The sequence below is a fragment of the Magnetococcales bacterium genome, from assembly GCA_015232395.1.
Classification (GTDB): domain Bacteria; phylum Pseudomonadota; class Magnetococcia; order Magnetococcales; family JADFZT01; genus JADFZT01.
The window spans coordinates 1-12,370 of record JADFZT010000104.1; the positions used below are offsets into that span (position 1 = coordinate 1).

The window sequence follows — 12,370 nt, forward strand, 5'->3', positions numbered from 1 at the left end:
CTCTACGAAGTCAGTAAAACATTTTCAGACCAAAAAGGCTGTCAAGTCTTATTTGCGGCAGGGTGCTGAATAGTTACGATCAAAATCAAAGGATTGAATGCAAAATCAAGATCAAGATCAAGATCAAGATCAAAGGATTGAATGCAAAATCAAGATCAAGATCAAAGGAAAAACCTTGGGGGGAAAGAATTCCCCCCAATCCCCCCCATCTTTTTTTTTAATAGTTTAAAACCAAAAGATCATGCCTCCCCCAACTCCGCCAACAACTCCGCCTGATGATGCGTCACCAAAGCATCCACAATATCCCCCAACTCCCCCTCCAAAATCCGATCCAACTTATGCAAAGTCAAATTAATCCGATGATCCGTCACCCGACCCTGAGGAAAATTATAAGTGCGAATACGCTCAGAACGATCCCCAGAACCTACCTGACCCCGACGCGCCTCAGATCGCTCATCAGCCGCCGCCTGAGCCTCCAAATCCAATAAACGCGCATTCAATACCTTCATCGCCTTGGCCTTGTTCTTATGCTGAGACTTTTCATCCTGACACGTCACCACCAATCCCGTGGGAATGTGCGTCAAACGGACCGCCGAATCCGTCGTGTTGACACTCTGCCCACCCGGACCCGAAGAACGATACACATCCACCCGTAAATCCTTCTCCTCCACCTGAACCTCCACCGCATCCGCCTCCGGCAAAATAGCCACCGTACAAGCAGAGGTGTGAATGCGACCACCAGCCTCAGTGCTGGGAACCCGCTGCACCCGGTGAACACCAGACTCAAACTTAAGCCTCTGATAAGCCCCCTTGCCAGTCACCATGGCAATCAGCTCCTTATACCCCCCCAAATTGGTCGGAGATTCCGAAAGAACCTCCACCTTCAACCGACGCGTCTCCCCATACCGGACATACATGCGAAAAAGATCCGCCGCAAAAAGAGCCGCCTCCTCCCCACCAGTCCCGGCACGAATCTCCAAAATAACGTTGCGACCATCATTGGGATCCTTGGGCAACAACAAAAACTGGAGATTTTGTTGACTCTCCTCCAAACGCTTGCCAAGACTCTCCCGCTCCTCCCGAACCATCTCCCGAATTTCCGGATCACTCTCACCATCCAACAACAACGCAGCCTCCGCCAACTCCTCCTCCAAAGCCTGATGCGCCTCAAACCCCTCCACAACCGGGGTCAACTCCGCATACTCCCGGCTCAAACGGGCCAAACGAGCAGAATCAGCCATGGTTTCAGGCAAACCCAACAACGCAGCCAGTTCCTGATGGCGGGCACACATCGACTTTAATTTTTGGGGCAGTGACATAAGGGCTTTCCCAAAGGGGTTGACCCAAAGCCAAGAGAGTCGGCCATAGGCTTATTCCGGACAGAACAAGAGGCGTTAACCAAATCGATCAGGAGCTTACCACTCCCAATCGAACAGCTCTCCCCTCACTCCAGCTCAAACAGCTTGCGGGTCGCATCCACATATTGATCCCCATCCGGCTCCGCAGCCAAATCCCGCAGACGGCTGGTGGGGGTGTGGAGTATCTTGTTGATCAAAAGCCGGGTGAGACCTTCCAAACGCTTGCGCTCTTCCTCACTCACCCCATTCCCCCCCAACACCTTGGCCAACTCAGCATCCCGAATCCCCTCCAACTTACGCCGCAAAGCAACAATGGTGGGGACAATCTCCAGAGAATCAAGCCAACGCAAAAAGTGGGGAGTCTCCTCTTCGATGATCTCCTGGGCCTCAGCCACCGCCTTGCCCCGATCCTTGCGATTGCTTTCCACAATCTGCTGCAAATCATCGATATCGTACAAAAAGGCGCTGTCCACTTCAGCAATTTTGGGATCCAAATCCCTGGGAACAGCAATGTCGATCAAAAACATCGGCTTTTGCCGACGACGCTTCAGAGCAATCTTCACCTGATCGCGATCCACCAGGTAGGTGGTGGAGCCGGTAGAAGAGATGACGATATCAGCGCGATCCAGGTTTTCCCCCAGACTCTCCAAGGGAAAAGCGTGGCCATCAAACCCCTCAGCCAAAGATTGCGCCCGCTCGAAGGTGCGGTTGGTGACCAAAATCTCCACCCCGTTGGCCTTCATGTGCCGAGCCGCCAGCTCACACATCTCCCCGGCACCAATCATCAGGCAGGTATGGCCCTCCAGATTACCAAAAATTCTTTTCGCCAACCCCACCGCTGCAAAGGCAATGGAAACAGCATTTTCAGCAATGGCCGTTTCAGTGCGTACCCGCTTGGCCACCTGAAACACCCGGTGGAAATATTTGTTGAGAAAAAGCCCGGTGGATTTTTCGACGACCGCGCGCTGAAAGGCCTGCTTGATCTGCCCCAAAATCTGGGCTTCCCCCACCACCATGGAATCAAGGCTGGAAGCCACCCGAAAGCCGTGGCGCACCGCCCCTTCCTCTTGATGGAGATAGAGATGGGGAGTCAACTCCGCCAAGTCCAAACTGCGACAGTCCGCCAACCACGCAGAAACTTCCGCCACCGCCGATTCCAGATCCCGGGAAGCGAAATAAACCTCCACACGGTTACAGGTGGAAAGAATCACCCCTTCAGCAACATCTGAAAGCGCTGTCAGCTGGGCGAGATGATCCCCAAGCGTCTCCAAGGGAAACGCCAACCTCTCCCGAATGGCCACGGGGGCTGTGGTATGATTCAAGCCTATGACGGCGATTTTCATGGATCTGACGTCTGTCCTGGATACCGAAAAAACGTCTATCGGTACCGCTACCCAAAACGCTCAGGCAATAACCTGCCCGCAGCAATCTCTGGAATGAGCCCCCCCACTCCGATATCAACCAAGCAGCCTGACCCGTAAGGTATGCCCTTATCTGGTATCGGCCAATCTGCCATTTTCACAAGCTGGAAATGGTCAACCCCTGAATCCAGCCTCTGATTTCACCCGAAAACCGAAAAAAAATAGGCCGCCAAAAAATGCCCAGCCAACACAGCGACACTATCCCCGACAGAATCCAAAACCAAGCCAGGAAACCACTGCCACCAACCACTATAGCCCCGTATCCCCCATGTCTCCACTGAGGCATATTTTTTCGGGCACAATTTTTAATTGTATCGCTTTAGGGAATTTACAGTACAGGGAAGCGACGCGCTGATTATGGAAAAAGAGCCCTGCTCGCCGCCCAGCCCTTGCCAGATGGGGTTGAAAATGGGGAATACGCACCACGGAAATCCCCTCTTTTTTCGCAAAATGGACAGCCGCCTTGAGCAAGGCCGCCGACATCTCTACCGTGCCCGCCGCTTCTTCAGACCAGATATCCTGGCAGACCAGGTGGCGTTCATCCGGAAAAGCCGGGGGATATTCTTCCATAAAGCGAGCCAAACCAACCACCTCTCCCCCCGGACCCGGCAGACCAAAAAGATGGATTCTCGCCTCAGGCAGAGGCAGAGCCAATCGCCAGCGCAGGACATCAGCCTGACGCACGTTGGTCACATCATAACGATCACGCGTGCGTTGCCACAGCCGATCAAACGCCGGCCCCGGCTCTCCCCACACCCGGGCAGGCCCTGTCGTCAACCCCCCTGGATCGGGTTTGGCCCAAACAAAGAAAAACCACTGGAGCAACCGGGCTAAAATCGCCGGAATGCCTGACAAAAAATGCAATGGCCCCATCCGGGCGGCAAACCGACGGACAAGAGGGGTCAGGTGACAAAAATAGAGCTGCTCATCCAGATGTTCCGTCAGATTATTAAAACGAAAACCGCTGAAGATTTTCGCCACCTTGGGGGTGGGGGTGGTGGTAAACATGGGTAGATCCCGGTTGAGCTTGACCGCCCTGAAAAGCAGCTTCAAACCGTTGCCCCGGTAGGCTTCCAGCACCCGCCAGGTACTGAAATTGCCCACTTGGCGATCCTCCCCGAAAAACCGAACCAGGGTGGGAATCTCCCCCAGCATCCCCACGATGCGGCCTTCATCCATCATCAACCAACCCCGACGCCATTTTTCATCAAACGCGGGGTTTTCCTCCCACCAAAAGCGCAATCGCGCCAACCAGGTTGGCTGATCCCAGACATCCCCGGGAAAATCGGCACAAAACCGGGCCATCTCCGGATAGTCGGTGGCTTCGATGGGCTTGAGTTCAAAAAGTGGCGGGGAACCGGCCATGAAGGATTGAGATGCTCCCTCTAGCTCTGCTTAAAACGATGGTTGATCGCCACCCGGCCAACTTTGATGCCGTGGGGCCGCTTGGCTTCAGGAAGCACCTGTTCCAAATATTTCCGAATTTCCTTACGAGTGGGGGAGGCCTCTGGGCGCGGTTCGCACGTCAGCTCGATATATTGTCCAGTGATGGGATTATCCACCCCCCGCACCTTGGCGCGCATGATATCCGGATGCCCCACGGCGGCATTTTCCACCTCTTCGGGGAGCACCTTGATGCCGCCGACATTGATGATATCGTTAACCCGCCCGGTGATGCGGATAAATTCACCATCCGCCTCCACCAGATCCCCGGTGTCGTACCACCCTTCGGCATCAAAAGGGGAGGGGGCGTTGAGATAGCCCAGCATGCGGTTTTCGGCCTTGATCTTGAGCACCCCATCCTGGATACGGGTTTCAATCCCCTCACCACCGATTTTCATCCACAGGCTCTCCCGGCTTTGGGATTTAACCCGCAGGATGGAAAGCTCCGACATGCCGTAGGTCTGGCGAAACTGCACTTGGGGCAACTGTTCACAGAGACGAACCAGGGTGGCTGGATCCATGCGCTCGGTGCCGTAGGTGACAATACGCAGGGAAGGTAGCGTCTGCCTCTCCAACAGGCCACTCATCAGCAGCATGCGCAGGAAGGTGGGACTGGTGGGGAGCAGCTCCACTTGATGGCGTTCGATATCCGCCGCAATTTTTTCGGGTTCCCGACCAGAAGGGACGATCAGCGTTCCCCGATTGAACAGGGTATGAAACAGGGTGTTGACCCCACCGATATGGTCGAACAGCAAAAAAGAGAGGGTCCGTAAAGTCGGTCGGGGCGTTCGGTAGCGGGCCAGAAAGAGAGAAAAATCGTGTAAAATCGCCTTGGGGCGGCCCGTCGTTCCGGTGGAAAAAAGCACCAGCCCCGGGCGGTTGTCTCGGCGAAGCTGTTCCAGCAGGGGCTCTTCCCGGCGGGGAGCAATGCGTTGCGCCTTCCCCCCCTCAATCACCACCTCCACCCCGGCGGCATCAAAAAAATAGGCGTGATCCTGTCGGGTTTCCGGTGTCAGAGGGACGACGATGGTCCCCCGGTCCACCAGTTCGATGAGCTGCCGGATCGATTCGGCACCAAAATCACCGATAATGGCCACCACATCCCCAGCCAGTACGTCTGCATCATCCAGACCCTGAGCCCGGGTAAGACCGACAAAATCCAGGCTGCCCTCAGGGGTGATCAGAAAGGGGGCTTCATAGCCCGCATAAATACCGGAAAGTTCCTCCAGCAAGCCCATTACACCCCTCCCACATGGAGAATTTCGCCGGTCAGCATCCCCGCCTCCGGGGCCAGCAATAGTTTAACAAAGCCGAAGACATCTTCCGGAGTGGCCTTGCGAGCGATGATCTGTCGAGCCACGATGGCATTGATCGATTCCGGATCCACCTTGGCGATAAGCTGCGTATCCACAGGCCCCGGGGCGATGGCATTGACGGTGACGTTGTGGTCGGCCATCTCCCGGGCAAAGGTGCGGGTAAAATTTTCCACCCCCGCTTTGGAAGCGGCATAGACCGATTCTCCTGCCAACGCCAGGGGGACAGCAATGGTGGAAAAATTGATAATCCGCCCCTCACCCCGACGGGCAAAATAGCGCCCCATAATCCGGCAGGTATGGATGGTGCCCAGCAGATTGACCTCAATGATCCGCCGCATCGTTTCCGGCGGCATCAGCAGGGTAAGGTTCATGGAGGCAATCCCGGCGGCATTGATCAGGCCATAGAGGGAGGCATCTCTTTTGAAGGGCTTTAAAACCCGCTCCACCGCCTCCGGATCGCTGACGTCGGCGACCAGCTGTTCAAAAGCCCCTTCCCCCTCATCCCAGTTTCGAGCCATCCCAATCACCCGATAGCCCTCTTCCATCGCCCGTTTTGCGATGTGGCTACCCAACCCCCGGGAAGCGCCGGTAATGACCAAGGTGGGTTTCATGGGCTGTCCTTTGGTGGAAGAGAGGCAATATATCGGGCGAGGGTGCCGATGGTGCTGTAGATCCCCCAGGTTTCAAAGTCGCTGTGCTTACCGGTCCAATCGAACTCCACCCCCAGTTTTTCATCACAATAATCTTCAACAGCCACCAGCAGCTCCACAATTTGGTGGGATTTAAAGGGGGAGCGTCGCCCCAAAAGCGGCGTATCAATGGAAACCCCGGCGCCATTGCCCATAAACTCCTGGGCAAATGCCTGGATCTGATTTTCACACTGCTGCAAAAGAGGAGAGAACATCGAAGATTCCATATCAATAGCTGTCAGCGCTCTGGATGGATGTTTGGATGTTAATGGATATCTTCCAGCCTGGCAACGACAGCCCGGTAGAGAGCATTTTGCCAGAAGCCGGGGAATTGCGTTATGCTTTGGCCAAAGTTGATCGATACCCTCTCACCATGCCACGAGGAGCCCATGCCCGACCCCGTTCAATCCCATGCCGCACTGCTCTGGATCGACAATCTCGCCTGGCCCATACTGCTGCTAGCCGCAATCTGGATGGCCCTCGCACCATTTAATCCGGAGCCCCATCTGGTGGAAAAGGTCCGGATGCTTTTTCAGGGTACCCTCACCAAACCCCTGGATATCTTTGATCTGTTTCTGCACGCCACCCCTCAGGTGGTGGTGATCACCAAGGCAGTCCGGCAATTTATCATGGGGGTGGGGGGATGAACGTTGCTCTAATCGGAATGCGCGCAGCAGGCAAGTCCAACGTTTCCAGGCGGCTCTCCCGGCTGACCAAATGGCCGGTGCTCTCGACGGATCTCTTGATCTCCTATGACAATGGGGGCCACTCTGTTGCCGAAATCGTCGCCCGGCAACAGGGGGATTGGCACGCCTTCCGGGAGATGGAATATCAGGTAGTGGCCAAAGCAGCCGTGCTCGACGGAATCATCATCGATTGTGGTGGCGGCATGGTGGTGGATCTGGACCCGGCGGGGAATGAAATCCTCAGTGAGCGCAAGATATCGGCTCTGAAGCAAAAAGGGTTGGTGGTGTGGCTCAAGGGAGATATTCCCACTCTTGCTGCCAGGGTGCGGGGGGATGCCGAACGCCCGGCATTGAGCGACCAGCTCTCCGCTGAAGAGGTGATGTATCGGCGTTTGCCCTTTTACGAAAATGCCGCAGACCTGACATTGGAAATCGATAACAAATCCCGCAAGGAAATCACCCAGGAGCTGCTGGAAAGGCTGATCAGGAAGGGATTTCAATTCGAACCCTGACCCTGGAGCGGGGATCATTTTTTGTGTGATGGTGGTCGGCTTGATGGCACGGCTAAAGCGAGATAAGACAGAAGCTTAAGATAAGACAGAAATAAAACAAAAACAGAAGCAAGACAAAAACAAAAGCAAGACCTTGGGGCTGCGCTCCAAACCCGCTGGGGTTGGTAAGGCAAAGTCAAAAGATGAAAATGAAAATCAAGATCAAAATCATCAGTCAAAAGGTTTAAACCGTGGGCTTTGCCCACACCCAGCAGGGAGATAATCCCCCTGCACCCCTAATTGTAAAATCAAAAGAATCTGATTCACTCCATCCCAACGGAGAACCACCCATGAGCCGTTCTGAAACGTTGTTCGAAAAAGCCAAAAAATATATCCCCGGTGGAGTCAACAGCCCGGTTCGAGCCTACAAATCCGTCGGTGGCACCCCCCCCTTCATCAAAAGCGCCAAGGGAGCCATCGTCACCGATGTGGATAAAAAAGACTATATCGATTATGTCGGCTCCTGGGGGCCCATGATCGCAGGACATGCCCACCCCTATGTGGTAGCGGCTATTCAAAAGGTGGCCGAAGGAGGCTCTTCGTTTGGAGCCCCCACCGAAGCGGAAGTAACCCTCGCCACCCGCATCATCGAACTAGTCCCCTCCATCAAAATGGTCCGGCTGGTCAACTCCGGCACCGAAGCCACCATGAGCGCCTTGCGACTCGCCAGAGCAGCCACCGGTCGGGATGCCTTCCTCAAGTTTGACGGCTGCTATCACGGCCATGGGGATAGCTTCCTGGTGGCGGCAGGTTCAGGCGCAGCCACTTTTGGCGTGCCAGACTCTCCCGGAGTGCCCGCTGACACCGCCAAAGATACCCTGACCCTCCCTTATAATGATTTGGAGGCGGTGGAAAAACTCTTCAGTGAGCGGGGCAAAGAGATCGCAGCCATCATCGTAGAGCCGGTGGCGGGGAACATGGGGTGTGTGCTGCCAAAACCAGGCTTTCTCGCGGGGTTGCGCCAGGTATGCGACGATCATGGAGCGCTGTTGATCCTGGATGAGGTGATGACCGGCTTTCGAGTCGCCAAGGGGGGAGCCCAAGAACTCTATGGCATCGAGCCGGATCTGACCACCCTGGGCAAGGTGATTGGTGGGGGCTTGCCAGTGGGGGCCTATGGGGGCAAAAAAGAGATCATGGAGCAGATCGCCCCTGCAGGTCCGGTTTATCAGGCGGGCACCTTATCGGGTAATCCCCTGGCGACGGCGGCGGGGCTGGCGACGTTGGGAATCATCCAACGGCCTGAATTTTATGAAACCCTGGATGCCCGCACCGACCGCTTGACCCAAGGGATTGATCAGGCTTTAAGCGACGCCGGCATTCCCCATGTGGGCTATCGGGTGGGATCGATGTTTGGGCTCTTTTTCACGGAGCTTGAAGAGGTGACCAACTTTGCCCAAGCCGCCCAATCCAACCTGGAGCGGTTTAACCAATGGTTCCACGGCATGCTGGCGGAAGGCATCTATTTGGCCCCCAGCCAATATGAAGCGGGCTTCCTCTCCATGGCCCACGAAGACGCCGAAATCGACCGAACCATCGAAGCCGCCCGCAAGGTCGCCAAAACCCTGTAACCCAAACATAAATCGGCAGGTTTCGGAAAAACCCCCTCTCTCCGAAACCTGCCGCTCCTCCCCACTTCACGAATCCACAAAATTCAAGCATCTCCCAGCTTCTCCAGGATGACAAAGGCGTTTTTGCCAAAATTTTTGACAAAAATCCATTTGTCATGGGAAATTTAGCCCAACAAAGTTGATTGCATTGATTTTTGCACCGCAATCAACCTTGCCCCGTCTTTTATGGAGAGAGAAACAACTAATACAGTTTCATTATGCAAGATTTTGGATGGCGGTGGTGAAAAAACTTGTGCTGAGTAGATGGCGATGGCAAGTTTATGAGCTTTGGAATTTTTGGAAAGAGAATGCGGAGATTGCATGGATACCACCCAAGAGATTTTCCTGTCGGCTGTGGAGGGGTTGAAGATACCGCTGTCTGGCGAACCAAACGATGGTCGTGGTTATGCCAAAGCCCACAATTTTCTCTTTGACACCCGGGCCTGTGGCAAACGTGAGGCTGATTATCATCAATACCTTCAACTGAACGAAGGTTCGGCACAACTTTTGCTAAACAGACATACCGACTACTGTGAAAACCTGCTGCAAACGCTACATATTCCGCCCACTTTTTTACCAGGAAACGAAGCCGCTTTTGTCGGCCCCCTGGATGGAAATCAATATTTGGTCCGTGTGGAGATCGTGAATGGGCTGCTCCATCAAATAGTGACGGATGGGGAAGCGGCAGATTCAGGCCAAGCATTTGATCTGTTCCGGGAGCACCTTCGGGTTTATACTGAAAAATCAGAAAGCCGGATGAGTCGGGATGATGCCGCTGATTTTTTAGAGGATTGGCTGGAAATATGGAATGACGAAATGCGGGATAGCCGTCCCATGTTTGCTGCCTTTGAAGACGATGTAACCGATCTGCTGAAAGGCGCTGACTGGGTAGAAAAGATGCGCACCCAGCTGGGACTCTATCATATCGCCCCCAGACAAGGAGCCGTATACGTAGCCTTGATGAAATATCCGGTCTCGGATGTGCAACAAAGCTTCCAGAGAATGGCTACGGAGGGGAGGGCTTTTGCGGTGCCGACGGTGCTGGATAGCAATATCTGGCCCTATTTTTTTCCTGCTCCGGCTGATCCCAACCGACACCCGAGTGAAAGCTATGGTCGTGCCATGCCTTTGGAAGAGAGTGGCCGGTTGAATGCGGAGCTTCTTCACGTCAAAGTGAACTACAAACCGGAGCATTTGGTCCAAATAGCCAAGGTGGAAACCATGCCACCCAACCATCCCGTGTGGAAGCTGCGCAACTTTCACCTGGATGCCTTACGTCTGGCGTCAGAAGTGTACGATTTCGGGGAAGAGATCCCGGAACCTTAGAAGAACGGATATGACACGACCCATCGACAGCTGGTTGAAGGATTTCCAGGCTGCCCCTGACAAGGTGTGGTCCGATACCCTGTACGGTTGGCGTTCCTTCCCTGGCTATGAGCGGGCCGACATTGCCGATACCCTGGTGATGATTTTTGGTGGTTTGGAGGAGGATGATCCCCTCATCACAACTCTGGATGCCACGCTGACCGCCTGGATTGATCCATATCTGGCCTGGCCTGATGCCCAACGGCGGGAGTTTGGCTTGGCCCGCTATGTCCACTGGTTTTCCCAAACCCTCTCCGCTGGCGCGCAACTTGGGCTGCCTGGTTTACGCCAACACGCCTTCGATTCCCTTCTCCGCTGGCGGGGGATTCTCCACCCTCTCTGTCTGGCCCCCCAACGGGACCCCTTGGCAGCCACCTATCGGATGATTGCCAGCTCTCCCCAGCACGCCCGTCCTTTGGAAAGCTTTTGGCTGGGGCTTTGCCGGCAAGTGGACGATACCCTGCCCGGTCACTATCTCAACATCGGTTTGTTGGGATTACGCCAGTGCCCCCAACCCGAACCGGGGGCGGCCATGCCTTGGATCGGTGGTTTGGCTGCCTGGCTGCCTCATGCCCGCAGCAAGCGTGTTTTTATCCGCAAATTCCGCTCCCTGCGCGCCCTCTATCCTCGCGCTCCGGAAAAATGGCAAACCTGGATCGAGCCGGTATTGGAGAGTTTATCTGGGGGGATGACGCCTCAAGAGCAGGAGCGGCTCGGCTGGTGGAGAAAAGAGCTGGGTTCCCCCGGGAAAAAAGAAACCAAGGGTGGGCAGGCAAGGATCATTGCAAAGCTGAGCGCCCCCACCTTCGATGACCTGCAGCGAATTATGGCGTTTTTCGAAAAACGTGAGTGGGAAGTGACAGCCAGGGCTCTCAAAAATCTATTCCTGAGACATGAACGTTTTGTGGAACAGACCGGAGATAGCTATTTTTTGGTTCGTGCCTCGGCAGAAGCGGCCAAAAAACTGATTCGGCATCAATCAAATCGCTCTGCCAAGCTGGCTCTGCAACTATTACGACGTGCTCTGATTTTGGAGCCTTGGGATAGCATCTGTTGGCAAATTTATGGCCGTTGCCTGGTATTTTTGGGAGAAACCCTGGCAGCGGAATGGGTGTTTTGGGAAGCCTATCGTCGAGATCCCGTTAATCCCGTAGTGCCTACCGAACTGGGCCAGCTCTTGATACGGGAAAACCGCTTGGATGAGGCGGAGAAAGTACTCCAGGGAGTCTTGCGGATTGATCCAGAAAATGTCCATGCCCGCACTGAGTTGGGCCGGTTGTTGATGCTGAAGAAGCGCCATGATGAGGCAGAGGAAGTGCTTCGGGAGGCGATGCGGATTGATCAAGAAGATGTCCATGCCCGCACTGAACTGGGCCAGTTGTTGATACTGCAGAAGCGTCATGATGAGGCGGAGGAAGTGCTTCGGGAGGCGATGCGGATTGATCCGAAAAATGTCCATGCCCGTACCGAACTGGGCCAGTTGTTGATGCAAGCTGATCGGCTGGATGCGGCGGAAAAGGTGATTTTGGAAGGCCTGGAGATTGATTCCACCGATTCCTACTTGCAGAAAAGCCTGGCTCAACTCTCAACTCTTAAGCAGCAGGAAGAAAATGAGGCCGTTCAGACTGGTGGGGATAATGCTGGACCACCACTCCCCGTGATGACAGTGGTGGTGGCTGACGATGTTCAGCCGTGGAATCTCGCAAGGGAACCTGAAAAGCCACAGATAGTTGAGCCTGTAGAGTCTCCCCAGGATGGGCCTGAAAAACCGTCCTCAGAAACCCTTGCTCCAAACCGGGATGAAGAAGCAGAAATGTTGACCGTTGTTCAGGAGGAACCGGATATAATGGGGACGGAGACCAAACCCTCTGATCCTGAACATGAAATGCTGCGCCCCCCAGCCATGGCCAAACGAGCCGATTTTTTCCTCA

12 protein-coding genes are annotated in these 12,370 nt (G+C 54.6%); 5 read left to right on the forward strand and 7 right to left on the reverse strand.

Features of this window, described 5'->3' with window-relative positions:
* Nucleotides 1–239: 239 nt before the first annotated feature.
* The 6 genes from prfA to HQL52_18380 form a co-directional block, all read right to left on the reverse strand.
* Complete coding sequence (gene prfA, locus HQL52_18355; protein ID MBF0371406.1) at nt 240–1,319, reverse strand: peptide chain release factor 1; 1,080 nt, start codon at nt 1,317–1,319, stop codon at nt 240–242.
* A gap of 125 nt (nt 1,320–1,444) precedes the next feature.
* Nucleotides 1,445–2,701, reverse strand: coding sequence for a glutamyl-tRNA reductase (locus tag HQL52_18360; GenBank protein ID MBF0371407.1), 1,257 nt, complete (start codon nt 2,699–2,701; stop codon nt 1,445–1,447).
* A gap of 327 nt (nt 2,702–3,028) precedes the next feature.
* Complete coding sequence (locus tag HQL52_18365) at nt 3,029–4,144, reverse strand: hypothetical protein (GenBank protein MBF0371408.1); 1,116 nt, start codon at nt 4,142–4,144, stop codon at nt 3,029–3,031.
* A 20-nt stretch (nt 4,145–4,164) separates the two neighbouring features.
* Nucleotides 4,165–5,460, reverse strand: a complete 1,296-nt coding sequence (locus tag HQL52_18370; GenBank protein ID MBF0371409.1) for a long-chain fatty acid--CoA ligase — start codon at nt 5,458–5,460, stop codon at nt 4,165–4,167.
* Nucleotides 5,460–6,149: an SDR family oxidoreductase gene (locus HQL52_18375; GenBank protein ID MBF0371410.1), complete on the reverse strand. Its 690-nt coding sequence runs from the start codon at nt 6,147–6,149 to the stop codon at nt 5,460–5,462. The genes HQL52_18370 and HQL52_18375 overlap by 1 nt, the downstream gene beginning before the upstream one ends.
* Nucleotides 6,146–6,442, reverse strand: coding sequence for a hypothetical protein (locus HQL52_18380; protein MBF0371411.1), 297 nt, complete (start codon nt 6,440–6,442; stop codon nt 6,146–6,148). Before HQL52_18380 ends, HQL52_18375 begins: the two co-directional genes overlap by 4 nt.
* Nucleotides 6,443–6,616: 174 nt before the next feature.
* Between HQL52_18380 and HQL52_18385 the strand changes: the two genes are divergently transcribed.
* From HQL52_18385 to hemL, 3 genes are all read left to right on the forward strand, one after another.
* Nucleotides 6,617–6,874, forward strand: a complete 258-nt coding sequence (locus tag HQL52_18385) for a hypothetical protein (GenBank protein MBF0371412.1) — start codon at nt 6,617–6,619, stop codon at nt 6,872–6,874.
* Entirely contained in the window at nt 6,871–7,425 is a 555-nt protein-coding gene (locus HQL52_18390) for a shikimate kinase (GenBank protein ID MBF0371413.1), read from the forward strand. Before HQL52_18385 ends, HQL52_18390 begins: the two co-directional genes overlap by 4 nt.
* A 329-nt stretch (nt 7,426–7,754) precedes the next feature.
* Entirely contained in the window at nt 7,755–9,035 is a 1,281-nt protein-coding gene (gene hemL / locus HQL52_18395) for a glutamate-1-semialdehyde 2,1-aminomutase (protein ID MBF0371414.1), read from the forward strand.
* Between the two features lie 164 nt (nt 9,036–9,199).
* Here hemL and HQL52_18400 read toward each other — a convergent pair whose 3' ends face one another.
* On the reverse strand, nt 9,200–9,397 hold the full coding sequence (locus HQL52_18400) for a hypothetical protein (protein ID MBF0371415.1): 198 nt from the start codon (nt 9,395–9,397) through the stop codon (nt 9,200–9,202).
* On the opposite strand from HQL52_18400, the gene HQL52_18405 reads away from it, so the two are divergent.
* Nucleotides 9,396–10,400 carry a hypothetical protein gene (locus tag HQL52_18405; protein MBF0371416.1) on the forward strand — a complete coding sequence of 335 codons (1,005 nt, stop codon included), beginning with the start codon at nt 9,396–9,398 and terminating at the stop codon, nt 10,398–10,400. The genes HQL52_18400 and HQL52_18405 overlap by 2 nt on opposite strands.
* 10 nt (nt 10,401–10,410) lie before the next feature.
* Nucleotides 10,411–12,370: tetratricopeptide repeat protein (locus tag HQL52_18410; protein MBF0371417.1), on the forward strand; the 1,960-nt coding region annotated here is incomplete at its 3' end.

Excerpts from the sequence above, each read along its gene's own strand:
- prfA (MBF0371406.1), bottom strand. The coding sequence starts at position 1,319 with ATGTCACTGCCCCAAAAATTAAAGTCGATGTGTGCCCGCCATCAGGAA.
- HQL52_18360 (MBF0371407.1), bottom strand. The coding sequence starts at position 2,701 with ATGAAAATCGCCGTCATAGGCTTGAATCATACCACAGCCCCCGTGGCC.
- HQL52_18365 (MBF0371408.1), bottom strand. The coding sequence starts at position 4,144 with ATGGCCGGTTCCCCGCCACTTTTTGAACTCAAGCCCATCGAAGCCACC.
- HQL52_18370 (MBF0371409.1), bottom strand. The coding sequence starts at position 5,460 with ATGGGCTTGCTGGAGGAACTTTCCGGTATTTATGCGGGCTATGAAGCC.
- HQL52_18375 (MBF0371410.1), bottom strand. The coding sequence starts at position 6,149 with ATGAAACCCACCTTGGTCATTACCGGCGCTTCCCGGGGGTTGGGTAGC.
- HQL52_18380 (MBF0371411.1), bottom strand. The coding sequence starts at position 6,442 with ATGTTCTCTCCTCTTTTGCAGCAGTGTGAAAATCAGATCCAGGCATTT.
- HQL52_18385 (MBF0371412.1), top strand. The coding sequence starts at position 6,617 with ATGCCCGACCCCGTTCAATCCCATGCCGCACTGCTCTGGATCGACAAT.
- HQL52_18390 (MBF0371413.1), top strand. The coding sequence starts at position 6,871 with ATGAACGTTGCTCTAATCGGAATGCGCGCAGCAGGCAAGTCCAACGTT.
- hemL (MBF0371414.1), top strand. The coding sequence starts at position 7,755 with ATGAGCCGTTCTGAAACGTTGTTCGAAAAAGCCAAAAAATATATCCCC.
- HQL52_18405 (MBF0371416.1), top strand. The coding sequence starts at position 9,396 with ATGGATACCACCCAAGAGATTTTCCTGTCGGCTGTGGAGGGGTTGAAG.
- HQL52_18400 (MBF0371415.1), bottom strand. The coding sequence starts at position 9,397 with ATGCAATCTCCGCATTCTCTTTCCAAAAATTCCAAAGCTCATAAACTT.